The organism is Inhella gelatinilytica (genome assembly GCF_016093295.1).
GTDB lineage: Bacteria > Pseudomonadota > Gammaproteobacteria > Burkholderiales > Burkholderiaceae_C > Inhella > Inhella gelatinilytica.
The window spans coordinates 288,645-312,424 of the sequence record NZ_JAEDAL010000002.1 but is presented as its reverse complement, the minus strand read 5'-3'; the positions used below and the strand labels follow the sequence as shown (position 1 = coordinate 312,424).

Genomic DNA, 23,780 nt, shown 5'->3' with positions numbered 1-23,780 from the left:
ATCGGGCATGGCGCGGAAATTTAGAATTCAGCCCAATGTCCGTCTTCACCCTCGGCCTCAATCATGCAAGCGCCCCGTTGTCGCTGCGTGAAAAGCTGGCGTTTTCCCCCGATCAACTGGTCGCTCACGTGCAGACGCTGCAAAAGCGCCTGCAGTCAGCGCTGCCCGGTGCCCCTGCCGAGGCGGCCCTGCTGTCCACCTGCAACCGTACCGAGGTTTACGTCGCGGGCGCAGCGGAACTCAGCCATCTGACACTGAATTGGATGGCCGAACACGCAGGTCTGGCTCATGAGCAATTGGTCGCCCACACCTACCTGCACGCCGACGGCGAGGCGGCCCGGCATGCGTTTCGGGTGGCTTCCGGACTGAATTCCATGGTGTTGGGCGAAACCCAAATCCTCGGCCAGTTCAAACAGGCTGTGCGTGAAGCCGATGCGGCCGGCACCCTGGGGGCCACCTTGCACCAGCTGTTCCAGCGCAGCTTTCAAGTGGCCAAGGAGGTTCGAACCAGCACAGAGATCGGTGCGCATTCCATCTCCATGGCCGCGGCGGCCGTGCGTTTGGCGGGGCAGCTATTCGAGGACCTGCGGCAAATCAAGGTGCTGTTTATTGGGGCTGGCGAAATGATTCAACTCGCCGCCACCCACTTCGCGGCCCAGCATCCCGCCAGCTTGGTCATCGCCAACCGCACGGCCAGCCGCGCCGAGCACCTGGCCCACAACTTGGGCGGTCGCACCCTGCCCCTGTCCGAAGTTGAAGATCACTTGCACCTCTTTGACGCCGTGATCAGCTGCACGGGAAGCCCGTTGCCCTTGATCTTGCGTCCCATGATGGAGCGAGCGCTGAAAGCCCGCCGACGCCGCCCCATGTTCTTGGTGGATTTGGCCGTGCCCCGGGACATTGAAGCAAGCGTGGGAGAGCTGGACGATGCCTACCTGTACAGCGTCGACGATCTGGCGGCGCTGGTGCAAACCGCCAGCGACAAGCGCCAAGCCGCGGTTGCCCAGGCCGAAGCCATCGTGGATCACGGGGTGCAAGCGTTTGCCCAATGGCTGAGCCAGCGGCACAGCGTGCCCCTGATCCAGGCGCTGCAGCATCAAATGGAGGACTGGCGGCAGCAAGCACTTGCCAAAGCCAGACGACAGTTGCACCGGGGCGATTCACCCGAAGCCGCACTGGATAGTTTTGCCCACCAGTTCAGTCACAAGCTCATGCACGGTTTGCTGGTGGAACTGCACACGGCGCAGGGTGAGGACCGGGCGCAGTTGGAGCGCTTGTTGCAACGCCTGTTTTTGCGCAGCAGCGAACGCTGAACCCCATGCGCGACGCTTTGCGACAGCAGTTCCAGCGACTGGAACTGCGACTCTCTGAACTGGACGCCCTGCTCGGGGACCCCGGCGTGCACGCCGACCCGGCCCGCCTGCGCAAACTGGGCAAGGAGCAGAACGAGGTTTCGACCTTGGTCACGCAATGGCGACGGTTTTTGCAGCGCGAGCGGGACCGCGACGCAGCCCAGGAGTTGCTCCAAGATCCGGACATGGTGGAGATGGCCCAAGAGGAACTGGCCAGCGCCAACGCCGAGCTTGACGCCCTGCATCAGCAGCTCCAGTTTGCCCTGCTCCCTAAAGACCCGGACGACGAGCGCCCAGCCCTGCTGGAGATTCGCGCCGGCACCGGCGGCGATGAATCGGCCTTGTTTGCGGGCGACTTGGCCCGGATGTACTTGCGCTATTGCGAGCGTCAAGGCTGGCGCGTGGAGGTGATGAGCGCCAATGAGTCCGATTTGGGCGGCTACAAGGAGGCGGTGTTTCGCATCGACGGGGACGGCGCTTACGGGCGCCTGAAGTTCGAAAGTGGCGGCCACCGTGTGCAGCGCGTTCCCGCCACCGAAGCCCAAGGCCGCATCCACACCAGCGCCTGCACGGTCGCCGTGTTGCCCGACCCTGGCGAAGCCGCCGAAGTGGAGCTCAACCCCGCCGAGCTGCGGATTGACACGTTTCGGGCCAGTGGCGCCGGGGGCCAGCACATCAACAAGACCGATTCCGCCATCCGCATCACGCATTTGCCCACAGGCATCGTGGCGGAGTGCCAGGACGACCGCAGCCAGCACCGGAACAAAGCCAAGGCCATGGCCGTGCTGCTCGCTCGCTTGCGCGAACGCGAACGGATTGCGCGAGAAGCCAAGGAAGCGGCAACCCGCAAGAGTCTGGTCGGCACCGGTGACCGCAGCGACCGCATCCGCACCTACAACTTCCCGCAAGGCCGCCTCACGGACCACCGCATCAACCTCACGCTGTACAAACTCGCCATGGTGATGGAGGGCGATTTGGACGAGGTGATTCAATCCCTGCAAGCCGCCCAAGCCGCTGACCAGCTCGCCGAGCTGGAAGAGGGCCGCCGGTGACCCTTCAGGACGCGCTGCGGCAAGCCGCCGCCCAAGGCGTCCCGCGCTTGGACGCCCAGTTGCTGCTGGGCCACTTGCTGGGGCGTCCGCGAGAGTGGCTCATCGCCCATGACACCGACCTACTCAGCCCCGAACAGGCCCAGGCCTTCGGCAAGCTGTGTGCCCAGCGCGCCGACGATGTGCCGCTGGCCTATTTGGTGGGACACAAGGAGTTTCACGGGCTGCGGTTGGCGGTGAGCCCCGCCACCTTGGTGCCGCGCCCGGACACCGAAGCCTTGGTTGAGTGGGCGTTAGAGCCGCTCGGGGTGCCGCCCACAGGGGCGGTTCTGGACCTGGGAACAGGGAGCGGTTGCATTGCGCTGGCGCTCAAATCGAGTCGCCCCACCTGGACCCTCACCGCGATCGACCAGAGCGCTGACGCCATCCACCAAGCGCGAGCCAACGGCGCCCATCTGGGTCTGCCCGTCGAATGGCTAACCGGCAGCTGGTTTGAACCGGTCCTGGGGCGCCGCTTCGACCTGATCCTCTCCAATCCGCCCTATATCGCCGAAGCGGACCCTCACCTGGAGGCGCTGCGTCACGAACCGCAGAGCGCGCTCACCTCGGGCCTGGACGGTTTGGATGACCTTCGCTCTCTGGTCGCCCAAGCCCCACACCACCTCAATCCAGGCGGGTGGTTGCTTCTCGAGCACGGCCACGATCAGGCCGAGGCGGTGGCCGAATTGCTCCGTCAGGCTGGTTTCCACGACATTCAGCACCGCACCGACTTGAGCGGAATCCGTCGCTGCACCGGCGGCCGCGGGCCCAGCGGTCGGTAAAGCACCACAAAACGAAGCCTTTTGTGACACGCGGCGAAGCCCTGCGCGCTAGCATCAGACCATCCCCACCCCGTCAAGGAGTTCACCATGCGCGCAATCGGCTGGGCTCTGGTCATGGCCGCCCTGAATGGCCATGCCGCGGACGGACTTCGGCTTCCGGGCCATGAGCCCGATCTGCGTTGGCAAGCCCGGGCGCAAGGCTGGGCCCCTTCGACCGATTTGGCTCAGGCCCCCAGGCTCCTGGCTCCCGCTGTGCTGGGGGACTACTACCTCAGCGCCTCCGGACAAGGTCTGCGTCTCAGTGGCGGCCTGATGGCCCCCGTCCCGCGCCACGACTTCCGACCGGGGCTGCGGGTTGAAGCCCCTTCCCATCAACCGTATCTGGGCGTGGGATATAGCAACACCGGCCTGGGCTGGGGGGTCAGTGCGGATTTGGGCATTGCCCTGCAAGGCGCCGGCCTGAATCTACGGCGTGTGGACGATAGCTTCGCCCCAAGCTTGAACGCCCCTTGGCGAGGTGTTCAGCTGCAGCCCATGGTGCAGATGGGGCTGTTCTATCGTTTCTAGAATCTCGGGTTAGCCGCCACCCCGGCGGAAATCAAGGATTCACCATGGATGCAGTGCAGCAGCGCATCGACGCGATGGTCAAAGCCAACCGCGTGATGCTGTTCATGAAGGGCTCGGCCCAGTTCCCGATGTGCGGTTTTTCCGGCCGTGCCGTGCAAATTCTGAAAGCCTGTGGCGTGCAGAACTTTGAAACCTTCAACGTGCTCGAAGATCCCGACGTGCGCCAGGGCATCAAGGACTACGCTCAGTGGCCCACCATTCCCCAGCTGTATGTGAACGGGGAATTCGTCGGCGGTTCGGACATCATGATGGAGATGTACGAATCCGGTGAGTTGCAACAGTTGCTCACCCAGTGAGCCTTCAGCGCCTGGTCGTGGGCATCACCGGCGCGACCGGTGCGGCCTATGGCCTGGGCGTGCTGCGACGTGCACGCTCGCTCGGGTTGGAAACGCACCTGATCGTCACACCTGCCGGCGTGCTCAATGTGCACCATGAACTGGGGCTCACGCGTCTGCAGCTCGAAGCCGAGGCGGATCACGCCTACGCCCCGGCGGATGTCGGGGCCTGTGTGGCCAGCGGAAGCTTTTCGACCGCGGCCATGATCGTTTCGCCCTGCTCGATGAAGAGCCTGGCCGCCATCGCACATGGGTTTGGTGACAACTTGCTCACCCGTGCCGCCGATGTGACGCTCAAAGAACGGCGCCGCTTGCTGCTGATGGTGCGCGAAACCCCCTTCAATTTGGCACATTTGCGCAACATGACGGCCGTCACCGAGATGGGTGGCATCGTCTTCCCCCCCCTGCCGGCGTTCTACCTGAAGCCCGACTCGGTTCAGGCGCTGATTGACGACAGCGTGGAGCGCGTCTTGCAGCTGTGCGGGATCACGTCAGCCTCGCCGCAAGCGTGGGGCGGGCTCAAAGCCGCCACGAATTAAGCCGTCGGCCAGCGCCATTGGCGCTGGGCCCCCCACACCAAGTTGGGGTAATCCGGCTTGCCACGACTGCCGTTGTACCGGCCCAGCGCAAGAAAGAAGTCGCCCCGTTCCAGATCGAGGTAATGGCGCAGGATCACGCAGCCAAAGCGCAAATTGGTCTGCATGTGGAAGAGACGACCCGCATGCCCATCGCCAATCACGCGGGCCCAAAACGGCATGACCTGCATGTAGCCCCGCGCGCCCGCGGTGCTGATGGCGTACTTTCGAAAACCACTCTCCACCTGAATGAGCCCCAGGACCAGGCTGGTTTCCAGCCCCGCGCGTCGGCTCTCATACCAAACGGTTTGCAGGAATTCGATCCGCGTTTGGGCCTCCGGCAGTCGCTTCTTGAGCCGCTCGCTCATCTCGCCCAGCCAGTTCAGGTAACCCAACCGGTCTTCCGTTTTTTCAAACTTGGGCTTGGGCGGCGCCGCCTGCGCAATGGCCGCACTCAGGGCCGAGCGCACGGCATCGACCAGCGGCTCTTCGAGCTGGGCCCCGGCCCAGCTCTTGGGCACGCCCAGCGCCAGCAGAGCCCCCAAGGCGAAGCGTCGGCGGTCAGCGCTCATCGCCGCACCAACCAAGCTTCGGCGGGCAGCCGGCGTTGGCGCAGAGTCGCCCAGCGAGACAAGGTCATCAGCGCCGCCCACAGCAGGGTGGAGAAAAGCACCGACTCCGCATTTCCAAAGCGCCAGCCCAGCCCCAACTGGGTCCAGACCCCCACGGCAACCGCGGAGCTCAACAAGTAGGGCGTCAAGGTCTGACGACCGGCGTCAACCAGCGCTTGTGGGGCACCCCGATGCGGCCAGCGCTGCACGAACCAACTGACCCAGCTCAACAAACTCAGCGGCCCCAGTACGGTGGACAGCGGCACCAGCCATGCATCGGCACGCCCCGCATCGGCCTGCAGCGCGGTCACTGCCGCCACACCCACCCCCAAGTTCAGCAGGACCAACGGCCCCGCCCAGCGCGCACAACGCTGGCGAGCCGCGGACCAGCGACGGTGCCGCAGCCACCCCAGCCGCTGCGCCAGGACGCCCAAACCCATCAAGGCGAAAACTTCTGGGCCCAGGAACAAGGTACCCAGCAGCAAAGAAGACAGATAGTCGAAAGCGTTGGCTTGCCACCACTCGCCCAGGGAGGGATGGTCTGCCAGGGAAAGCGACGAAGGCGCCACCGGAATCGACGGGAAAACCGCCAGCATCAAACCCGCCAGCAACAGGGCCACGCCCCCGGCCACCTGCGTGGCCCGGACCACAGAGCGCAAGCGGCGCGGCGCCCAGCGCAGTACCACCAAGCCGATGAGCGCATAGGCACTGAGGATGTCGCCCATGTACAGCAAGAAACCATGCCCAAGCCCGAGCGCCAAGAGGCCGTACAAGCGCCGCCGCGCCTGTGCCGGCGAACGGTGACGCAGCGCCAAGCTGAGGCTGTATCCGAACAAGAACATCAGCAGCGGATAGCCCTTGCCTTGCAAGAAAGCGGCCACGGCGCCACTGGCCAGGTCCCCCAACACGGTGCCATCCGGGCGCAAGTGGGGCCCACCCATCGGCAAGTTAACGTAGCTGGTGAAGTTGACCACCACCACCGGCAGCAGCGCCAAGGCGCGCAGGGCATCGATCGCGGCCTCACGCCGCGCCGGTTTTGCCCTCAAGCGCTAAGACGCTCGCGCACCCGCGCGAGCACCGCATCCACAGCCACTGATTCCGCCTGGGCGTCCCGCCGCCCTTGCACCTCGGCCACCCCCTCTTTCAATCCCCGGTCGCCCAATACCACGCGCAGGGGCGCCCCGATGAGCTCCCAATCAGCAAACATGGCGCCCGGACGCTCGCCGCGGTCGTCCAGCAGTACGTCCACGCCGGCCGCTTGCAAAGCCTCGTAAAGCTTGAAGGCTTCGGCCCGCACCAATTCGCTGCGGTCCATGCCAATCGGACAGATCACCACTTCAAACGGCGCCATGCTGGTTGGCCAAATGATGCCGCGCTCGTCGTGCCCTTGCTCGATGGCAGCACCGAGCAATCGCGTGACGCCGATGCCGTAACAGCCCATTTCGAAGTGGCGCGGCTTGCCGTCATCGGCCAAGAAGGTGGCGTTCATGGCCTCGGAATACTTCTTGCCGAGGTAGAAAACATGCCCCACCTCAATGCCGCGCTGGATAGCCAGCACGCCCTGGCCGTCCGGCGACGGGTCGCCCACCAGCACATTGCGAATGTCGGCCACCAGGTCCGGCTCCGGCAGGTCGCGCCCCCAGTTAGCGCCGGTGTAATGGTGATCCCATTGGTTGGCGCCGCAAACAAAGTCACCCATCGCCGCCACCGTGCGGTCAGCCACGATCTTGACGCCCTGGAGACCAATGGGGCCGAGATAACCCGGCTTGCACCCGAAGTGGGTTTCAATTTCAGCCACCGTGGCGAAGCGGAAACCCTCCTTGAGGCCTTCGACCTTGCCGGCCTTGACTTCGTTCAGGTCGTGGTCGCCGCGCACCAGCAGCAGCCAGACCTGGGTGGCGGTGATTTCCCCCGCTGCGTTCTTGGTGTCGGTGGCCAGCACCAGGCTCTTGACCGTGCGTTCCAGCGGCAAGCCGAGCAAGGCCGCCACGTCGGGGCAGGTACTCTTGCCCGGGGTCGGCGTCAGTGTCAGGGCTTGGCTGGCGGCCGCACGCGGCGCCGCGGGGGCCAACGCCTCCGCCAGTTCGATGTTGGCCGCGTAGCTGCTGGTCGGGCAGTAGACGATGGCGTCTTCGCCCGTCTCGGCAATCACCTGGAACTCGTGCGAGCGGTCGCCCCCAATCGCGCCCGTGTCAGCCGCCACCGCGCGGTACTCCAAACCCAGGCGGTCGAAGATGCGGCAGTACGCGGAGAACATCGCGTCATAACTCTTTCCCGCCGCCTCCGCATCCCGATCAAAGGAATATGCATCCTTCATCGTGAACTCACGGCCGCGCATCAGCCCGAAGCGGGGCCGGCGCTCGTCGCGGAATTTGGTTTGGATGTGATACAGATTCTTGGGCAACTGCTTGTACGACCGCAGTTCCTGTCGCGCAACATCCGTGATCACTTCTTCGCTCGTCGGCTGAATGACGAAGTCGCGTCCGTGGCGATCTTTCACGCGCAGCAACTCCGGCCCCATCTTGTCGAAGCGGCCGGTTTCCTGCCACAACTCAGCAGGCTGCACCACCGGCATCAGCATCTCAACCGCGCCGGCACGGTTCATCTCCTCGCGGATGATGTTTTCCACCTTGCGAATCACCCGCAAGCCCATGGGCATGTAGTTATAGATGCCAGCCCCCAAGCGCTTGATCAGACCGGCCCGCATCATCAGCTTGTGACTGACGATCTCCGCATCTGCGGGGGCTTCTTTCAGGGTCGAAATGAGGAACTGGCTGGCTTTCATGGGGCTCAAAACACAAAGGGCTTGCCAGCAGGGTGCCGACAAGCCCGGTTGGGGTCAGGGGCGTCAGGTTTCTACTGCCTCGCTTCGCGGCCTGGAGAGGCACAATCGGGACAGTTCAAAAATCTGAGGTTGATTATGCTCGACCGTGAAGGCTTCAGGCCCAACGTCGGCATCATCCTGCTCAATCACAAGAATCAGGTGTTCTGGGGCAAACGCATCCGAACCCATTCGTGGCAATTCCCCCAAGGCGGTATCAAGTATGGGGAGTCGCCTGAGCAGGCCATGTTCCGCGAGCTCCACGAAGAGGTGGGGCTGCTGCGTGAGCATGTGCGAATCGTGGCGCGCACCCGGGATTGGTTGCGCTACGAGGTGCCGGACCACTACATCCGCCGCGAAGCCCGGGGCCACTACCGGGGGCAGAAGCAAATCTGGTTCTTGCTTCAGCTCCTCGGTCACGACACCGACCTAAACCTGCGCGCCACCGACCACCCCGAGTTCGATGCTTGGCGCTGGAATGATTACTGGGTGCCGCTGGAGTCCGTCATCGAATTCAAGCGGGGCGTTTACCAATTGGCTCTGCAGGAGCTGTCGCGGTTTCTGCCACGCGCGCAAGCCGGCAATCGGTTCTTGCGTTCAGGGTCGCGGGACCCGCGACCGCGTGAAGGCGCACCGCGTTCACCCTACGGCGCAGTGGCACGCTCGGCGCATGCGCAGGATGTTGCCGCTCAGCAGGGTGATGCTGCGCTTACGGAGCCGCCATCTCCGTCTGTAGCAACACCAAGTTGTCCCGATGGATGAGCTCGGGCTCGGCGACATAGCCGATGAGGCCCTCAATGTCTTGGCTGGCCCGGCCCATGAGCAGCCTGGCTTCGGCCGCGGCATAGTTGGCCAGACCGCGTGCCAACTCAATGCCGGCAGTGTCCAGAATGGCAATGACATCGCCGCGATGGAAGTCACCGGCCACTTCGCGGACCCCAACCGGTAGCAGGCTGCACCCACCGCCCAGCAGCGCGCGCGCAGCGCCAGCATCCACCACCACGCGCCCTTTGAGCTGCAAATGGTCGGCCATCCAACGCTTGCGCGCTGCGAGCTTGGGAACCGCGGCATGCAGGGCCGAACCAATGGCTTCGCCACGGGCCAAACGCACCAAGACGTTGGGTTCACGGCCATACGCAATCACCGTGCTGGCACCGCTACCCGCTGCGCGCTCTGCCGCCAGTACTTTGGTCAGCATGCCCCCCCGACCGAGAGACGACCCCGCCCCCCCGGCCATCCGCGCCAGCTCGGGATCTCCAGCCTGCGCATGGGTGATCAGCTCAGCGGTGGGGTTCTTGCGCGGGTCAGCGTTGTAGAGCCCCCGTTGGTCCGTCAGGATCACCAAACAATCGGCTTCGATCAGATTGGTGACCAGGGCCCCCAGTGTGTCGTTATCGCCGAACTTGATCTCGTCATTCACCACCGTGTCGTTCTCGTTGATGACTGGCAGGACACGGTGCGCCAAAAGAGTCAGCAGAGTCGAGCGCGCATTCAGGTAGCGCTCTCGATCGGAAAGATCGGCATGGGTCAACAAGACTTGGGCACTGGCCCGTCCGAGCGCGCGAAGACTGGTTTCGTAAATCTGGGCCAGGCCCATTTGCCCGACCGCTGCAGCAGCCTGCAAGGCATGAACCTCTTTCGGTCGGGTGCGCCAGCCCAATCGCTTCATGCCCTCCGCGATGGCGCCACTGGAAACAATCAGCGCCTCGATCCCATCCTCCGCCAAAGCGCTGAGCTGCCGACACCAGTCGGCGATAGCCACGGCATCCACCCCCCGCCCCTCGTCTGTGACCAGACTCGAACCTATCTTGACGACGATTCGGCGTGCGCCGAGCAGGGGGAAAGAAGGACTCATGCGTCAAATCGGATGTCGGATTCAGGGCTCGGAGGCGCCTTTTGGGAGGCCACGAAGTCATAGAGGTCGCGAAGCAAGCCTTCGCAGCCTTCACGGGTCAGGCCCGAGATCACGTAGACCGGCCCCTTCCACTTGAAACGTTTGAGAAAGTCTTTGACTTTGGCGTCGCGCTCTTCGGCCGGCACCATATCCACCTTGTTGAGCACCAACCATCGCGGTTTCGCATGGAGCTCGGCGTCGTACTTTTTGAGCTCCGCCACGATGGCTTTGGCCTCGGCCACGGGGTCGACCCCTTCGTCCAGCGGCGCAAAATCAACCAAATGCAGCAACACCCGGGTCCGCTGCAAATGACGCAAAAATTGGTGCCCCAATCCCGCGCCTTCGGCAGCCCCTTCGATCAACCCCGGAATGTCGGCCATCACGAAGCTCTTCTCGGGGCCGACTCGCACCACCCCAAGATTGGGATACAGGGTCGTGAAAGGATAGTCCGCAATTTTCGGACGAGCGTTGGAGACCGCCGCAATCAGCGTGGACTTGCCTGCATTCGGTTGGCCCAGCAAGCCCACATCGGCCAGAACGCGAAGTTCCAACTTGAGGCTCTTGATTTCACCGGGCCACCCCGGAGTTTTCTGGCGGGGCGCGCGATTGGTACTGCTCTTGAAATGCAAGTTGCCGAAACCGCCGTCGCCCCCCTTAGCCAGCAGAACTTTTTCATCCGGATCCAACAACTCCGCAATGACCTCGTCGGTCTCCAGGTCACGCACGATGGTGCCAACCGGCATGCGCAGCACGATGTCTTCTGCCGCTGCGCCGTTGCAGTCCGACCCACGACCCGCCTCACCATTGCGGGCTTCGTGGCGGCGCGCATAGCGATAGTCGATCAAGGTGTTGAGGTTGCGATCTCCGACGGCATACACGCTGCCGCCTCGCCCCCCGTCACCCCCATCCGGACCGCCAAACGGAATGAATTTTTCCCGCCGGAAGCTGGCACACCCTGCACCACCGTTGCCGGCAGCGATATCGATGGTGACTTCATCTACAAATTTCATGGGCTCTCTCCCGGCAGCCGTCCGACATCCTAGGCCAGGACGGCACAGCGCCCCGTCAGGGCTCGCTGCAAAAAAGACGAAGGCCCCGCAAGCGGGGCCTTCTGCTTCAGTGCGATTGGCGCAGGTTCAGTTGAACTCAGGCCGCAACAATCGACACCGTATGGCGACCCAACTCGCCCTTCACCGCGAAGCTCACCTGCCCATCAACCAGCGCGAACAAGGTGTGATCCTTGCCGATGCCGACGTTGGTTCCAGGGTGGAACTTGGTGCCACGCTGACGAACGATGATCGAGCCGGCCGAAATCATCTGACCGCCGAACGCCTTGACGCCGAGCATCTTGGGCTTTGAATCGCGGCCGTTTCGCGTTGAGCCGCCGCCTTTTTTCTGTGCCATTGCTGACTCCTGTTCTAGCTGAAGGCTCAGCCGTTCACCGCGCTGATGGCCAGCTCGGTGTACTGTTGACGATGCCCTTGGCTCTTCTTGTAGTGCTTGCGACGACGCAACTTGAAGATGCGCACTTTGTCGTGCTTGCCATGAGCCACCACCGTAGCCTTGACTGTTGCACCCGCAACCAAGGGCGTGCCAACCTTGAGCTCGGCGCCGTTACCGACAGCCAACACCTGGTCGATCACAATCTCTTGGCCAACGTCCGCAGCAATCGCTTCTACTTTGATCTTTTCGCCAGCCGCAACTTTGTATTGCTTGCCGCCGGTTTTTATGACCGCGTACATGTTAGACCTCTCAAATGAACTCCCCGCACCAGAGCAGGAAGCCTTCTAGTCTATCACAAAGCCGATTTGATCGCTAGGCCCTCCGAGGCCCCGGACCCGCTCCTCCCTATAATTTTCGTTTTTAACCGCCACCACCTCGCCGTGCACCCACTACCCAGCGCCGAAGACCATGCCGAAACACTGGCCGCGCTCGGCGCCGAAATGGAAGCTGTGGATCGACTGATTGCCCAGCGACTGCACTCGGATGTAGCGCTGATCAATCAGATTTCTCACTACATCGTGCAGGCGGGCGGGAAGCGGATGCGGCCCAAACTGCTGCTGATGGTGGCCAACGCCCTGGGCGATCCCAAAAACCAGCGCCACGAACTCGCCGCGGTGGTCGAATTCATTCACACCGCCACGTTGCTGCATGACGACGTGGTCGATGAGTCCACATTGCGACGCGGCAAGCAAACCGCAAATGCCCTGTTCGGCAATGCTGCCAGCGTGCTGGTCGGCGACTTTTTGTATTCCCGCGCCTTTCAAATGATGGTCTCCTGTGGACGGATGCGCGTACTTGAAGTGCTTGCCGACGCCACCAATGTGATCGCCGAAGGTGAAGTCCTGCAGTTGCTGAACATGCACGACCCCGACACCACCATTGAGCGCTACCTGCAGGTCATCCGCTACAAAACCGCCAAGCTATTCGAAGCCAGCGCACGACTCGGCGCCATCCTCGCGAATGCCTCCGCAGAGCAAGAAGAAGCCGCCGCAGCCTATGGCCGCAGCCTAGGCACCGCCTTCCAGCTCATCGACGACGTCTTGGACTATGAAGGGGATGCCGCACAACTCGGGAAAAATGTTGGTGACGATTTGCGCGAAGGCAAACCCACCCTGCCGCTGCTCTTGGCCCTGGAGGAATGCAGCCCCGGCGACGCCAGCCTCTTGCGGAACGCCATCCTGAATGGGGAAGTGGAGCGCCTGAATGACGTTGTGACCATCGTGAAGGCCAGCAACGCACTCCAGGCTACCCGCGATGTGGCACGCCGCGAGGCGGAAGCCGCATCAACAGCACTTTCGCGCCTCCCACTTAACAAGTGGACAAAAAGTCTGCTAGAATTTTCGGCTCGTTCGGTGATCAGGACAAACTGAGTTACCCATTTGAGGTGCAATGCCTCGAAAGAAAGAACGGAATCGGGGTGTAGCTTAGCCTGGTAGAGCGCTACGTTCGGGACGTAGAGGCCGGAGGTTCGAATCCTCTCACCCCGACCAGGATTTATCAGGGTATCTTCCATACCCTGACGCAGCGGGTTAACCCCCGCGCGACTCAATGTCGGTTTACAGTGTTTCTCTGCCCCAAACTCGGGCTCATTGGGAATTCATGCAAGCCGAACAAACACCCGTCGAAAGCAGTGGCGCCCTGTCCGGCGCCGCACGCATTCTGGTCAACGCCGGAAAGCTGCAGGCGCGCGCCGCGGAAGATTTGGTCCGGCAAGCTCGCGAGAAGAAGCAGAGCTTTGTGGCCACCGCCATTGCAGCCGGGACCATTTCCCCCCCCGAACTGGCGCGGACTCTGTCCACCGCCCTGGCGATCCCGCTTCTGGATCTCAATGCCGTCGATCCGACCCGGCTGCCACGGGACATTCTCGAGTCCAAGCTCGCCCAGCAATACCAAGTGGTCGCCTTGGGACGCCGCGGAAATCGCCTCACCATTGGCGGTGCGGACCCAACCGAGCAAGAAATTACAGAACGGATCAACTTCGCCACACAGCTTCAATCAGAGTGGGTGATTGTTGAGTTCGACAAACTCTCCAAGTATTTACAAAACACCGGTAGCAATGCCAACGACGCGCTGGAGGCCATTGCCGGTGAAGACTTCGACTTCGACATCGCCGAAGAAGAAGTCGAAAAGAAAGAAGAATCTTCCGACACGACAGATGTCGAAGATGCCCCCATCGTTCGCTTTCTTCAGAAAATGCTTATCGACGCCATCAACATGCGTGCGTCTGATTTGCATTTTGAACCTTATGAGTACCACTACCGTGTCCGGTTCCGAGTCGATGGGGAATTGAGAGAGATTACACAGCCGCCCATTGCCATCAAGGACAAACTGGCCTCTCGGATCAAAGTTATTTCGAGAATGGACATTGCCGAGCGTCGGGTTCCTCAAGATGGGCGCATGAAATTGAAATTTGGCTCGAAAGCCATTGATTTCCGGGTCAGTACCCTGCCAACGCTCTTTGGCGAGAAAATAGTGATCCGTATTCTGGATCCCTCGTCCGCCAAATTGGGCATTGATGCCCTGGGGTATGAGAAAGTCGAAAAAGATAGACTGCTGCATGCGGTCCATCGGCCCTACGGCATGATCCTCGTGACAGGCCCCACTGGATCCGGCAAAACCGTTTCTCTCTACACCTGCCTGAACATCATGAATCAGCCGGGGGTCAACATTTCGACCGTCGAAGACCCGGCCGAAATCAACTTGCCGGGCGTTAATCAAGTCAACGTCAATGACAAGGCTGGATTGACATTTGCCGCCGCATTGAAATCATTTCTGCGCCAGGATCCGGATGTGATCATGGTCGGCGAAATTCGTGATCTGGACACAGCAGACATTGCAATCAAGGCCGCACAAACTGGCCACTTGGTGCTGTCAACTTTGCACACCAACGACGCACCGACCACATTGACGCGCTTAATGAATATGGGTGTTGCCCCATTCAATATTGCTTCTAGCGTCATCTTAATTACCGCTCAGCGTCTCGCACGTCGGCTTTGCGAGAGTTGCAAACAGCCCGCGGACTACCCCCATGATGCAATGCTCAAGGCGGGTTATAGCGAACATGACTTGGATGGAACCTGGAAGCCCTACAAAGCAGTTGGGTGCTCGGCATGTAACAGTGGTTACAAAGGACGGGTCGGTATTTACCAAGTGATGCCCATTTCGGAAACCATGCAGTCCATCATCCTGAATGCGGGCACCGCACTTGACATCGCCAGACAGGCTCAGAGCGAAAATGTGCGCGACTTGCGACAGGCCGGCCTGCACAAAGTTCGCCTCGGTGTGACTTCTCTCGAAGAAGTCCTCTCAGCCACCAACGAGTAAATTTTTGATCCGTTCTAGATCATCGGAGAAATGATGGCCACCGCAGCAGCCAAAACACCAGACCATGTTTTCGAATGGGAAGGCAAAGATCGCAACGGAAAAGTACAGCGCGGGGAGACGCGAGCGGCCAGTGAATCGATTGTATCCGCTCAATTGCGGCGCAAAGGATTGGTTTCCGTCAAAATAAAGAAACAAAAAAGCGGCGCAGGCAAAGCCATTAAGCAGAAAGACATTGCCGTTTTTACACGGCAATTGGCCACCATGATGCGCGCGGGGGTGCCTTTGCTTCAGGCTTTCGATATCGTCGCCCGAGGCTCAACCAATCCCCGCTTGACAAAGTTGCTGAACGACATCCGCCAAGATGTTGAAACAGGGACCAGCCTTTCCACGGCATTCAGAAAGCATCCACTATATTTTGATGCTCTGTATTGCAACTTGGTTGAAGCTGGTGAATCTGGCGGGATATTGGAGGCCCTGCTGGATCGATTGGCAATTTATCAAGAAAAAACCATGGCCATCAAGAACAAAATCAAGGCCGCGCTAACTTATCCGATTGCAGTTTTGGTAGTCGCATTTGTAGTCGTTGTGATTATCATGATATTTGTAATCCCTTCATTCAAGCAGGTTTTCACATCTTTTGGCGCTGAGTTGCCCGCCCCAACCCTGCTCGTCATGAGTATGTCTGAGTTTTTCGTCACTTACTGGTATATTATATTTGGGGTCCTGGGTGGAGGTATTTATTTTTTCCTCCAATCCTGGAGAAGAAGTGAAAAAATGCAAAGAACAATGGATCGTCTACTCCTAAAAATGCCGATTTTTGGCGATCTGGTTTACAAATCCGCGGTTGCCCGTTGGACGCGAACTCTATCTACCATGTTCGCTGCCGGGGTTCCACTTGTAGAGGCCCTTGATTCGGTCGGCGGCGCATCGGGCAATTCGGTTTTCCTAGAAGCCACACAGAAGATACAGAAAGAGGTGTCGACCGGCACCTCGCTCACCGCGTCTATGCAGGGAGTGGGAATTTTCCCAGTGATCGTTCTTCAAATGTCAGCTATTGGCGAGGAATCCGGCTCACTCGACCATATGCTTGGCAAGGCCGCCGAATTTTTCGAAGACGAGGTCGACGAAATGGTAAAGGCACTATCGAGTCTTATGGAGCCGATCATCATCGTGGTGCTAGGTACTATTATTGGCGGAATCGTGGTATCGATGTATCTACCGATCTTCAAACTTGGCCAGGTTGTTTAAATGGAATTTCTTCCGGACCTGACGTTTTCAGTCTGGGTGGCCGCTGCTATGGGTTTTTGTATTGGGAGTTTTCTCAATGTCGTGGCTTGGCGACTGCCCAAAGTTCTGGAGCGCCGGTGGCTGGAAGAAGCGAGCCACCATCTGAGCAACGCCCCCCTGATCACCGAGTTCGCGGGCCTTTCGGCGGCACAAAGCACCTCGACTGCGACCCAAGCGGAACGGGTGTTCTCGGCACTTGAATCGCAACCGCCCTTCGGATTGGCCCAGCCGGCTTCTCACTGCCCTCAATGCAAGACCCGACTGCGTTGGCGTGACAACATTCCCGTCTTGGGCTGGCTGGCCCTTCGGGGCCGGTGTGCGCACTGTGGCGCCAAGATTCCCGTCCGATATCTGGCAGTCGAACTGGGCACCGGCGTGCTTTTCGGTCTCATTGCCTGGCGCTTTAATGAGCAACCCATTGCGCTGGCTTGGTGCGCGTTTGCTTCGGTTCTTCTTGCGGCGTCCTTGATCGACTGGGACACGACCCTTTTGCCGGATGACTTGACCTATCCACTGCTGTGGGGGGGCCTGTTGCTGGCGTGGCTGGGGTGGACGATCCCGTTGGACTCAGCCCTCCTTGGCGCCATGGGAGGCTACCTTGCGTTGTGGTCGATCTACTGGATCTTCAAACTGGCAACGGGCAAGGAAGGCATGGGCTATGGCGACTTCAAGCTGTTGGCCGCCTTGGGCGCTTGGCTGGGTCCCCAAATGCTGTTGCCCATCGTCTTGGGTGCTTCGGCCATTGGGGCTGTGGCTGGCCTCACCATGAAGTTCAGCGGGGCCCTGCGAGAAGGCGTCTTCGTGCCGTTTGGCCCTTTTTTGGCCGGCGGCGGCTTGGTGGTCATGTTGGCCGGGGCGCCTCGGGTGATGGAGTGGATGGGCTGGGCTTGAAGTCATGCGCATCGGCTTGACGGGTGGGATTGCCAGCGGGAAATCCACGGCAGCGCGGTGGTGGCATCAGCAATCGATCCCGGTGATCGACACCGACGCTCTTGCGCACAGCTTGACGGGCCCCGGGGGCTCGGCCCTTCCGCAACTGGTAACCCGCTTCGGGCCCGATCTGGTCAGCACCAAGAACGGAATGGATCGCCAAGCAATGCGGTCCCTGATCCTGGTCGATCCCCGAGCGAAACGCGACCTGGAAGGGGTGCTCCACCCACTGATCGCCGAGGAGGCCGATCGATTGGCTGCCAACCACGATTGGGTGATTTTTGACGTCCCGTTGCTGACGGAGACGGGCGGCTGGAGACCCCGCGTCGACCGGGTTTTGGTCGTGGACTGCTCGGAAGCCACGCAAATCCGTCGCGCGAGCTCCCGCGCGGGCTGGAATCCCACGCAAGCGGCTGACGTCATCCGCCTTCAAGCCTCACGCCAAGCGCGTCGCAACGTCGCGGATGCCTGTCTTTTCAATGACACCGATGACCTTCAAAGCTTGCACCAACAACTGGCCTTCGTGGCCCGAAATTGGGGTTGGGTTGTGAAAGAATTCAGCCCCTGATTTCTGGGGCCCTTGTGCTGCTTTACGAATTCCCGCTCAACGAAACGATTCGCACGCTGTTGCGGCTTGAAGACCTCTTTGAGCGACTGGGAGCACTGGCTGAGCGAACAGCGGCCTTGGACCACCACTTTGCGCTTCAAACGTTGTTTGAGGTCGTTGATGTGTGCGCACGCTCGGACCTGAAAGCCGAACTCGTCAAAGAACTGGATCGCCAAAAAGCCTTGCTCAATAGCTATCGCGGCAATCCTGCCGTGTCGCAAGGTGCGCTTGACCAAATCATTGGTCAGATTGAGTCGGCCTCCCAGGGTGTCCTGGGTCTGACCGGGAAACCGGGGAGCGAGTTGGCCGCGAACGAATTCCTCAGCACGCTGCGTTCTCGGTTGAATGTGCCCGGCGGGACGTGTGAGTTTGATTTGCCCGGCTACCACGCATGGCGGCAGCGGGCCCCGGAAGAGCGACAGTCCCAACTCTTCGCATGGATGCAGTCAGTCGCACCGATAGCCCAAGCCGTGCGCTTGGTTCTGGAGTTGCTGCGCCAAAACGGACATCCCCAGAAGGTCGCCGCTGTAGCCGGCCACTTCCAGCAAACCTTGAGCGGCCAAAAGGCCCATCAGTTGTTGCGTTTGCGAATCCCGCCGGAGAGTGCGGTCATACCGGAAATCAGTGGTCACCGACTGATGATTTCGATTCGACTCATGCGGGTCGAAGAAAATCGCTTGGTGCCGTTCAAAGATGATGCTTCGTTCGAAGTGAGCTTGTGCTCATGAGCGGCGTTCGAGAGGTGCCGTGCCCAAAATGCGGCCAGTTCGCCGTGTTTGCCCCGTCAAACCCCTACCGGCCATTTTGCAGTGCACGTTGTCGCGAACATGACTTGGGCGACTGGGGCAACGAGCGCTTTCGGATTGAAGTTCATCCGGAGCCCGAGGCTGAGGGAACCGGCGTGATGCCCCAGCCGCCGGAAGAAGCTATCTAGGGTTCAGAGCAAGCCGCGCTCCCGCAACTGCCCCTGAAGCGCCTCAGACGAGGTGAAAAGAATCGCTTCCCAGCCGCTGGCTCGCGCTGCTTCCACATTGATCGGATGGTCATCGACAAGCAAGCAGCCCCCCGCTTGTGCATGGAACCGCTGCACCGCACGATCAAAGATCCGGGCGTCAGGTTTACACAGTTTTTCGTCACTGGAGAACACGCCCGTTTCAAACCAATCACCCAGCGGGTAACACCGCTTGAGCAGTGCCGCCAGTGGCGCGGGCATGTTCGACAAAAAAGACAACGGCACCCCCGAGTTCTTTAACTGCACCACCAACTCGACCACACCCGGCTGCGGAATGAGTTCATCTGGCACCGCATCCAACAGCTGCTGCATCTCCGCTCGAGCCCAGCCAGTGCGCGCGCAGACGTCTTCAATCAAGGTCGATTCTGAAATCAGCCCCTGGTCAAAGCGCCCCCAATCTCCCTGATAGGACTGAAAGAGGTCCTGTACCGTCTGCTGCAGTTGCTCTTCAGTTTCGGCTCGGTGCGGCCACACATGTTGAACCAAAGCCCGGGGGCGCCAACGGAAAACCACACCCCCAAAATCAAAAACAACGCGTCGGGTCGCCGTCACCTCAACGCCCCCAGGCCCACTGCAGGCCTGCAGCCGTCGAAGGATCGAGGCCTTCGACCGAGGCAGACTCCCACCGCGGGAGCAATTGGCTGCACAAGGCTTTGCCGAGTTCCACGCCCCACTGATCAAAGCTGTTGATGCCCCAAATCGCCCCACTGACAAAAACTCGGTGCTCGTAAAGCGCAATCAGTGCACCCAGGCTGAACGCATCCAGTCGGTCCAACAGGAGCAAAGTCGACGGCCGGTTTCCAGAAAAGGTGCGGTGGCGCGCCAGAACGTCCAGACTCAGCTGCGCATTGGCCGTCGGAGCGACCTCACCCAACGCCTGCTCGGTGGTCTTGCCCTCCATCAAGGCTTGCGCCTGCGCCAAGCCATTGGCCAGCAACTTGCGATGCTGGTCGGCCAACAAGTCAGCCAATTCGCCCTCGGGCTGCACAGCGTACTTGGGCTCCCGAACCAACAGGAACTCCACCGGAATCACATCCGTCCCCTGGTGCAGCATTTGAAAGTACGCATGCTGCCCGTTGGTGCCCGCCTCCCCCCAAACCACAGGGGACGTTGCAAAGGGCAAGGACCTCCCCGCTTGATCCACCGACTTGCCGTTGCTTTCCATTTCAAGCTGCTGCAAGTACGCCGGCAGACGGCGCAGGCCTTGGTGATAGGGGGCGACGGAACGACTCGAGAAGCCCAAGCCGTTGCGGTACCACACGTCCAAGAGGCCCAATTGCACCGGCAGGTTGTGCTCCAGCGGTGCCTCAGCAAAGTGACGATCCATCGCATGGGCACCAGCCAGGAATCGACGAAAGGCCGCGCCACCGATTGCAATCGCCAGCGGCAGGCCAATCACCGACCACAGCGAATACCTGCCCCCAACCCAGTCCCAAAAACCGAACACCCGTGAAATACCAAAGTCTGCCGCGGCCACAGCATTGCTGCTGGTCGCCGCGAAATGGGCCGCAACATCCCGGCCCCCAGCAGCCAAGAACCAAGCGCGTGCAGCCCTTGCATTCGCCAAGGTTTCTTGCGTGGTGAAGGTCTTCGAGGCCACGATGAAGAGCGTGTTCTCGGGGGCCAACAGGGGCAGCACCGCGGCCAAATCATGGCCATCGACGTTGGAGACGAAATGCAAGCGCAGTCCTGGCTTGACCTCAGCCGCGAGGGCTTGCACGGCCATCGCCGGCCCCAGGTCGCTCCCGCCAATACCCATGTGCACCACATCCCGAATGGGCCGGGCGCGCACCTCTTCTGCAAAGGCCAGCATGGCCTCCAGGGCCTCGTGCACCGCCGCATTGAAGGGCGTCGTGCTCCCCTCGGGAGCGCGCAGCGCCGTGTGCAGGACGGCTCGCCCTTCGGTTTGATTGATGGCATCGCCGCGCAGCATCGCGTCCCGCTGCGCCTCGACGCCGCGCTCACGGGCCAAGGCCATCAAGGTCTGCGCCACCGCCTCATCGATCAAGTTCTTGGACAGATCCGCCCGGACGCCAGGCGCTGAAATCGTCCATCGATCCACACGAGCGGCATCCTGCAAGAACAACTGGCGAAGCGACAAATCGCGCGGCAGCGCCATGAGCGCGGACCACGCCGCCGTTTGATCGGCACGACCCATCATCAGGCCCCCTCGATCAAGCGGTCCAACTTGGCCGAATCGACCGCGAACAAGCGGATGCCCTCGGCCAGTTTCTCCGTCGCCATCGCGTCGGCATTCAAGGCATAACGGAAGCCCGGCTCGTCAAAATGGACTGGAGCCAGGTCCTGTGCATCGCCTCCCGTCCCCAACCGCCGCACCAGAACCCCCTCCGCTGCCTGCAGTTGCGCCAGCAAGTCGGGCGAAATGGTCAGCAGATCGCACCCCGCCAAAGCTTGAATTTGTTGCAAATTACGGAAACTGGCCCCCATCACCTCGGTGGCGATGCCGTGCCGCTTGAAATAGGCATAGATCCGGGTAACGGATTGAACCCCCGGATCGTCCACCCCTTGTGGCTCCACCCACGAGCTGCCAGCCGATTTCTTGTACCAGTCATAAATCCGGCCCACAAAGGGCGAAATGAGCGTGATGCCCGCGTCACCACACGCCACGGCCTGGCAAAACGCGAACAGCAGCGTCAGATTGCAATGGATGCCCTCCCGCTCCAATTCGGCTGCGGCTTGGATGCCCTCCCAGGTTGCCGCCACCTTGATCAGCACCCGGTCACGCCCCACGCCTTGCGCTTCGTAGAGCGCCATCAGACGCCGAGCCCGCTGGACGGTGGCGGCCCGATCGAACGAAAGGCGCGCGTCCACCTCGGTGGACACACGCCCCGGAATGTGACGCAAGATTTCCGTGCCAAACCGCACCAGAACACGGTCCACTTGCTCATCCAGGGGGGCATGGCGATGGGCCGCCACAGTGTCAGTCAACAGCGGCGCGTATTCGGGCTGTTGGACCGCTTTCAAGATCAACGACGGGTTTGTTGTCGCATCCCGAGGGGTGAACTGCGCAATTTGAAGAAAGTTGCCCGTGTCGGCCACGACGGTGGTGAAGGCCTTGAGCTGCTGTAGCTGGTTCATAGTCAAAAAGTTCCCCAAAACGCACCTGCGCCCTGTGCGCAACCGTGCAGTATTGACGCGAAACCCCATGTAACCGCGAATTAGGTGTTTTCCCCTCCTTCGAACTAGGGATGTCCCCAGGAGGGGCGCGAAAACATTTCCTCACAATCCGCCCCCACGCACTCGGCAGCGTACCCAACGCCGAGCCCACCCAAATTCGGGGGACAGACCTCCCCTCGACCGACCCGACGGAACCCATCCATGAAGCGTTTGACCCCGACTTTCCTGCAGACCTTGCTGACCACCGCGGGCGTGCTGGCCCTCTCTTGCGCCGCCCATGCTGCGAACGACACGACTCGCGTGATCGTGTCCTTCAAGAAGGGTGGGGCTGCCCCAGTGAAAGCCGCTGTTGCGGCCGCCAAAGGCCAGATCAAGCATGAAATCTTCGGCATGGACGCCATGGCCATCGAAGTGCCGGTTCAAGCCCTGAAGGGCCTGCAGAACAACCCGCACGTCGAATATGTGGAAGAAGATGCCAAGCGCTACCCGATGGCGCTGACGACCCCCTCGACCGGCACCCCCTACGCCCTGGGCCAACAAGTGCCCTACGGCATCAAGATGGTGCAGGCTGACCAGCTCAGCGACGACCTGGCCGGCAACCGCAAGATTTGTATCATCGACTCCGGCTACGACCGCAGCCACCCGGACCTGGACAGCAGCGCCAACGTGACCGGTGAATACGACAGCGGCACCGGCTGGTGGTACACCGACGAAAACCACCACGGCACCCACGTGGCGGGCACCATTGCCGCCGTGAACAACGCCGGCACCGGCGTGGTGGGCGTGATGTCCAACAAGAAGATCAAGCTGCACATCGTCAAGGTGTTCAGCGCCGCCGGCTGGGCCTACTCCTCCAGCCTGACCACCGCAGCCAACAAGTGCAAGGCCGCGGGCGCCAACGTGATCAGCATGTCGCTGGGCGGTGGCCGTTCGAGCAAGACCGAGCAACGCGCCTTTGATACCCTGTACAGCGGCGGCATCCTGAGCCTGGCCGCAGCCGGCAATGATGGCAACACCGTGGTCAGCTACCCGGCCGGCTACAGCAGCGTGATGATGGTCGCCGCGGTGGACGAGAACAAGCAGTGGGCCACCTTCTCGCAGTACAACAGCGCTGTTGAGATCGCCGCGCCGGGCGTGGGGGTTCTCTCGACCGTTCCGATGGGCGGCGGCCGTGAGTCGGCCCTCACGGTCGGCAGCACCAGCTACACCGCGGGTGGCATGGACGGTTCGCCCCTGGCGACCCGGACTGGGGCGTTGGCCGACTTTGGCATCGGTGACACCGTTCAAGCCGGCGCCATGACGGGCAAGGTCTGCCTGATTCAGCGCGGCACCGTGGACTTCGCCACCAAGGTCAGCAACTGCCAAAACAGCGGCGGCGTGGGCGCCATCGTCTACAACAACGTCTCCGGCGCTTTCGGCGGCACCTTGGGCACCACCGTCACCACCATCCCGTCGGTGACGGCGTCGATGGAAGACGGCACGGCCATGAAGGCTCAGCTGGGTCAGTCGGCAACGGTGGCGGTCACCCCGACCAACTACGCCTACTACGACGGCACCTCGATGGCCACGCCGCACGCCTCGGCCGTCGCCGCCCTCGTGTGGAGCCGCAACCTGAGCTGCACGGCCGCTCAGTTGCGCAACTCGCTGAACAAGAGCGCTGAAGACCTCGGCACCGCTGGTCGCGACACCAAGTACGGCTTTGGTCTGATTCGCGCCAAGGCGGCGGACGACCGCATCAAGAGCCTGGGCTGCGGCAACTAAGCCTTTCACTTCCAGCTCCGAACCCCGCCCCGGCGGGGTTTTTCTTTTTCCAGGAGCCAGGTTCGCCCCACCCCCAATTGACGCGCCGAAGAAACCAATGCATGATTTTGTCCGTAACAAAATTACATGCACT

25 protein-coding genes and 1 tRNA gene are annotated in these 23,780 nt (G+C 61.3%); 16 read left to right on the top strand and 10 right to left on the bottom strand.

The features are described from left to right. Positions 1 to 35: 35 nt before the first annotated feature. The 6 genes from hemA (at position 36) to I7X43_RS06330 (ending at position 4,723) form a co-directional block, all read left to right on the top strand. Complete coding sequence (gene hemA / locus I7X43_RS06355) at positions 36 to 1,313, top strand: glutamyl-tRNA reductase (RefSeq protein WP_198100079.1); 1,278 nt, start codon at positions 36 to 38, stop codon at positions 1,311 to 1,313. 5 nt (positions 1,314 to 1,318) lie between these two features. Beyond that, positions 1,319 to 2,404, top strand: a complete 1,086-nt coding sequence (gene prfA / locus I7X43_RS06350) for a peptide chain release factor 1 (RefSeq protein ID WP_198100078.1) — start codon at positions 1,319 to 1,321, stop codon at positions 2,402 to 2,404. Further along, on the top strand, positions 2,401 to 3,222 hold the full coding sequence (gene prmC, locus I7X43_RS06345; RefSeq protein WP_198100077.1) for a peptide chain release factor N(5)-glutamine methyltransferase: 822 nt from the start codon (positions 2,401 to 2,403) through the stop codon (positions 3,220 to 3,222). The genes prfA and prmC overlap by 4 nt, the downstream gene beginning before the upstream one ends. 87 nt (positions 3,223 to 3,309) lie before the next feature. Beyond that, positions 3,310 to 3,789 (top strand): hypothetical protein, encoded by a 480-nt coding sequence (locus tag I7X43_RS06340; protein ID WP_198100076.1) that lies wholly within the window; start codon positions 3,310 to 3,312, stop codon positions 3,787 to 3,789. Positions 3,790 to 3,833: 44 nt separating this feature from the next. Then, complete coding sequence (gene grxD / locus I7X43_RS06335; protein WP_198100075.1) at positions 3,834 to 4,145, top strand: Grx4 family monothiol glutaredoxin; 312 nt, start codon at positions 3,834 to 3,836, stop codon at positions 4,143 to 4,145. Beyond that, positions 4,142 to 4,723 carry a UbiX family flavin prenyltransferase gene (locus tag I7X43_RS06330; RefSeq protein WP_198100074.1) on the top strand — a complete coding sequence of 194 codons (582 nt, stop codon included), beginning with the start codon at positions 4,142 to 4,144 and terminating at the stop codon, positions 4,721 to 4,723. Before grxD ends, I7X43_RS06330 begins: the two co-directional genes overlap by 4 nt. On the opposite strand, the gene I7X43_RS06325 is transcribed toward I7X43_RS06330, so the two are convergent. Genes I7X43_RS06325 through I7X43_RS06315 form a run of 3 tightly spaced genes read right to left on the bottom strand, consistent with a single transcriptional unit; the run spans position 4,720 to position 8,155 of the window. Then, the gene (locus I7X43_RS06325; RefSeq protein WP_198100073.1) at positions 4,720 to 5,331 is read right to left on the bottom strand and encodes a lytic transglycosylase domain-containing protein; all 612 of its coding nucleotides are present in this window, start codon (positions 5,329 to 5,331) and stop codon (positions 4,720 to 4,722) included. The two genes, I7X43_RS06330 and I7X43_RS06325, sit on opposite strands and share 4 nt — an antisense overlap. Next, positions 5,328 to 6,416: a DUF418 domain-containing protein gene (locus I7X43_RS06320; protein ID WP_198100072.1), complete on the bottom strand. Its 1,089-nt coding sequence runs from the start codon at positions 6,414 to 6,416 to the stop codon at positions 5,328 to 5,330. Before I7X43_RS06320 ends, I7X43_RS06325 begins: the two co-directional genes overlap by 4 nt. Next, the gene (locus I7X43_RS06315; RefSeq protein ID WP_198100071.1) at positions 6,413 to 8,155 is read right to left on the bottom strand and encodes a proline--tRNA ligase; all 1,743 of its coding nucleotides are present in this window, start codon (positions 8,153 to 8,155) and stop codon (positions 6,413 to 6,415) included. Before I7X43_RS06315 ends, I7X43_RS06320 begins: the two co-directional genes overlap by 4 nt. Before the next feature lie 135 nt (positions 8,156 to 8,290). Here I7X43_RS06315 and I7X43_RS06310 point away from each other — a divergent pair, with 135 nt between their 5' ends. Continuing rightward, the gene (locus I7X43_RS06310; protein WP_198100070.1) at positions 8,291 to 8,953 is read left to right on the top strand and encodes an RNA pyrophosphohydrolase; all 663 of its coding nucleotides are present in this window, start codon (positions 8,291 to 8,293) and stop codon (positions 8,951 to 8,953) included. Here the strand turns inward: I7X43_RS06310 and proB are convergent. The 4 genes from proB to rplU form a co-directional block, all read right to left on the bottom strand. After that, the gene (gene proB, locus I7X43_RS06305) at positions 8,901 to 10,046 is read right to left on the bottom strand and encodes a glutamate 5-kinase (RefSeq protein WP_198100069.1); all 1,146 of its coding nucleotides are present in this window, start codon (positions 10,044 to 10,046) and stop codon (positions 8,901 to 8,903) included. The genes I7X43_RS06310 and proB overlap by 53 nt on opposite strands. Continuing rightward, entirely contained in the window at positions 10,043 to 11,095 is a 1,053-nt protein-coding gene (gene cgtA / locus I7X43_RS06300; RefSeq protein ID WP_198100068.1) for an Obg family GTPase CgtA, read from the bottom strand. Before cgtA ends, proB begins: the two co-directional genes overlap by 4 nt. 136 nt (positions 11,096 to 11,231) lie before the next feature. Beyond that, on the bottom strand, positions 11,232 to 11,489 hold the full coding sequence (gene rpmA, locus I7X43_RS06295) for a 50S ribosomal protein L27 (RefSeq protein ID WP_198100067.1): 258 nt from the start codon (positions 11,487 to 11,489) through the stop codon (positions 11,232 to 11,234). A 26-nt stretch (positions 11,490 to 11,515) separates the two neighbouring features. Next, complete coding sequence (gene rplU / locus I7X43_RS06290) at positions 11,516 to 11,827, bottom strand: 50S ribosomal protein L21 (protein WP_198100066.1); 312 nt, start codon at positions 11,825 to 11,827, stop codon at positions 11,516 to 11,518. A 201-nt stretch (positions 11,828 to 12,028) separates the two neighbouring features. On the opposite strand from rplU, the gene I7X43_RS06285 reads away from it, so the two are divergent. The 8 genes from I7X43_RS06285 (at position 12,029) to I7X43_RS06250 (ending at position 18,670) form a co-directional block, all read left to right on the top strand. Then, positions 12,029 to 12,958 (top strand): polyprenyl synthetase family protein, encoded by a 930-nt coding sequence (locus I7X43_RS06285; protein WP_198100373.1) that lies wholly within the window; start codon positions 12,029 to 12,031, stop codon positions 12,956 to 12,958. Between the two features lie 43 nt (positions 12,959 to 13,001). Beyond that, a tRNA-Pro gene (locus tag I7X43_RS06280) sits at positions 13,002 to 13,078 on the top strand. Positions 13,079 to 13,187: 109 nt separating this feature from the next. Next, complete coding sequence (gene pilB, locus I7X43_RS06275; RefSeq protein WP_198100065.1) at positions 13,188 to 14,912, top strand: type IV-A pilus assembly ATPase PilB; 1,725 nt, start codon at positions 13,188 to 13,190, stop codon at positions 14,910 to 14,912. 33 nt (positions 14,913 to 14,945) lie between these two features. After that, positions 14,946 to 16,160: a type II secretion system F family protein gene (locus I7X43_RS06270; protein ID WP_198100372.1), complete on the top strand. Its 1,215-nt coding sequence runs from the start codon at positions 14,946 to 14,948 to the stop codon at positions 16,158 to 16,160. After that, a complete protein-coding gene (locus tag I7X43_RS06265; RefSeq protein ID WP_198100064.1) occupies positions 16,161 to 17,090 on the top strand; it encodes a prepilin peptidase in 930 nt (309 codons plus the stop codon). A 4-nt stretch (positions 17,091 to 17,094) separates the two neighbouring features. Beyond that, positions 17,095 to 17,697 (top strand): dephospho-CoA kinase, encoded by a 603-nt coding sequence (coaE, locus tag I7X43_RS06260; RefSeq protein ID WP_198100063.1) that lies wholly within the window; start codon positions 17,095 to 17,097, stop codon positions 17,695 to 17,697. Between the two features lie 14 nt (positions 17,698 to 17,711). Beyond that, positions 17,712 to 18,464 (top strand): cell division protein ZapD, encoded by a 753-nt coding sequence (gene zapD, locus I7X43_RS06255; RefSeq protein ID WP_198100062.1) that lies wholly within the window; start codon positions 17,712 to 17,714, stop codon positions 18,462 to 18,464. Further along, the gene (locus I7X43_RS06250) at positions 18,461 to 18,670 is read left to right on the top strand and encodes a DNA gyrase inhibitor YacG (RefSeq protein ID WP_198100061.1); all 210 of its coding nucleotides are present in this window, start codon (positions 18,461 to 18,463) and stop codon (positions 18,668 to 18,670) included. The genes zapD and I7X43_RS06250 overlap by 4 nt, the downstream gene beginning before the upstream one ends. A 3-nt stretch (positions 18,671 to 18,673) precedes the next feature. On the opposite strand, the gene I7X43_RS06245 is transcribed toward I7X43_RS06250, so the two are convergent. The 3 genes from I7X43_RS06245 to tal are packed head-to-tail and all read right to left on the bottom strand — an operon-like array spanning position 18,674 to position 21,847. Then, on the bottom strand, positions 18,674 to 19,300 hold the full coding sequence (locus I7X43_RS06245; protein WP_375140384.1) for an HAD family hydrolase: 627 nt from the start codon (positions 19,298 to 19,300) through the stop codon (positions 18,674 to 18,676). Position 19,301: 1 nt separating this feature from the next. Beyond that, positions 19,302 to 20,906, bottom strand: coding sequence for a glucose-6-phosphate isomerase (pgi, locus tag I7X43_RS06240; protein ID WP_198100371.1), 1,605 nt, complete (start codon positions 20,904 to 20,906; stop codon positions 19,302 to 19,304). A gap of 2 nt (positions 20,907 to 20,908) precedes the next feature. Further along, a complete protein-coding gene (tal, locus tag I7X43_RS06235) occupies positions 20,909 to 21,847 on the bottom strand; it encodes a transaldolase (RefSeq protein WP_198100059.1) in 939 nt (312 codons plus the stop codon). Between the two features lie 240 nt (positions 21,848 to 22,087). On the opposite strand from tal, the gene I7X43_RS06230 reads away from it, so the two are divergent. Continuing rightward, positions 22,088 to 23,647, top strand: coding sequence for a S8 family serine peptidase (locus tag I7X43_RS06230; protein WP_198100058.1), 1,560 nt, complete (start codon positions 22,088 to 22,090; stop codon positions 23,645 to 23,647). The last annotated feature ends 133 nt before the right edge of the window (positions 23,648 to 23,780 follow it).

Excerpts from the sequence above, each read along its gene's own strand:
- hemA (WP_198100079.1), top strand. The coding sequence starts at position 36 with ATGTCCGTCTTCACCCTCGGCCTCAATCATGCAAGCGCCCCGTTGTCG.
- prfA (WP_198100078.1), top strand. The coding sequence starts at position 1,319 with ATGCGCGACGCTTTGCGACAGCAGTTCCAGCGACTGGAACTGCGACTC.
- I7X43_RS06340 (WP_198100076.1), top strand. The coding sequence starts at position 3,310 with ATGCGCGCAATCGGCTGGGCTCTGGTCATGGCCGCCCTGAATGGCCAT.
- grxD (WP_198100075.1), top strand. The coding sequence starts at position 3,834 with ATGGATGCAGTGCAGCAGCGCATCGACGCGATGGTCAAAGCCAACCGC.
- I7X43_RS06325 (WP_198100073.1), bottom strand. The coding sequence starts at position 5,331 with ATGAGCGCTGACCGCCGACGCTTCGCCTTGGGGGCTCTGCTGGCGCTG.
- I7X43_RS06315 (WP_198100071.1), bottom strand. The coding sequence starts at position 8,155 with ATGAAAGCCAGCCAGTTCCTCATTTCGACCCTGAAAGAAGCCCCCGCA.
- I7X43_RS06310 (WP_198100070.1), top strand. The coding sequence starts at position 8,291 with ATGCTCGACCGTGAAGGCTTCAGGCCCAACGTCGGCATCATCCTGCTC.
- proB (WP_198100069.1), bottom strand. The coding sequence starts at position 10,046 with ATGAGTCCTTCTTTCCCCCTGCTCGGCGCACGCCGAATCGTCGTCAAG.
- cgtA (WP_198100068.1), bottom strand. The coding sequence starts at position 11,095 with ATGAAATTTGTAGATGAAGTCACCATCGATATCGCTGCCGGCAACGGT.
- rpmA (WP_198100067.1), bottom strand. The coding sequence starts at position 11,489 with ATGGCACAGAAAAAAGGCGGCGGCTCAACGCGAAACGGCCGCGATTCA.
- rplU (WP_198100066.1), bottom strand. The coding sequence starts at position 11,827 with ATGTACGCGGTCATAAAAACCGGCGGCAAGCAATACAAAGTTGCGGCT.
- I7X43_RS06285 (WP_198100373.1), top strand. The coding sequence starts at position 12,029 with ATGGAAGCTGTGGATCGACTGATTGCCCAGCGACTGCACTCGGATGTA.
- pilB (WP_198100065.1), top strand. The coding sequence starts at position 13,188 with ATGCAAGCCGAACAAACACCCGTCGAAAGCAGTGGCGCCCTGTCCGGC.
- I7X43_RS06270 (WP_198100372.1), top strand. The coding sequence starts at position 14,946 with ATGGCCACCGCAGCAGCCAAAACACCAGACCATGTTTTCGAATGGGAA.
- I7X43_RS06265 (WP_198100064.1), top strand. The coding sequence starts at position 16,161 with ATGGAATTTCTTCCGGACCTGACGTTTTCAGTCTGGGTGGCCGCTGCT.
- coaE (WP_198100063.1), top strand. The coding sequence starts at position 17,095 with ATGCGCATCGGCTTGACGGGTGGGATTGCCAGCGGGAAATCCACGGCA.
- I7X43_RS06250 (WP_198100061.1), top strand. The coding sequence starts at position 18,461 with ATGAGCGGCGTTCGAGAGGTGCCGTGCCCAAAATGCGGCCAGTTCGCC.
- pgi (WP_198100371.1), bottom strand. The coding sequence starts at position 20,906 with ATGGGTCGTGCCGATCAAACGGCGGCGTGGTCCGCGCTCATGGCGCTG.
- tal (WP_198100059.1), bottom strand. The coding sequence starts at position 21,847 with ATGAACCAGCTACAGCAGCTCAAGGCCTTCACCACCGTCGTGGCCGAC.
- I7X43_RS06230 (WP_198100058.1), top strand. The coding sequence starts at position 22,088 with ATGAAGCGTTTGACCCCGACTTTCCTGCAGACCTTGCTGACCACCGCG.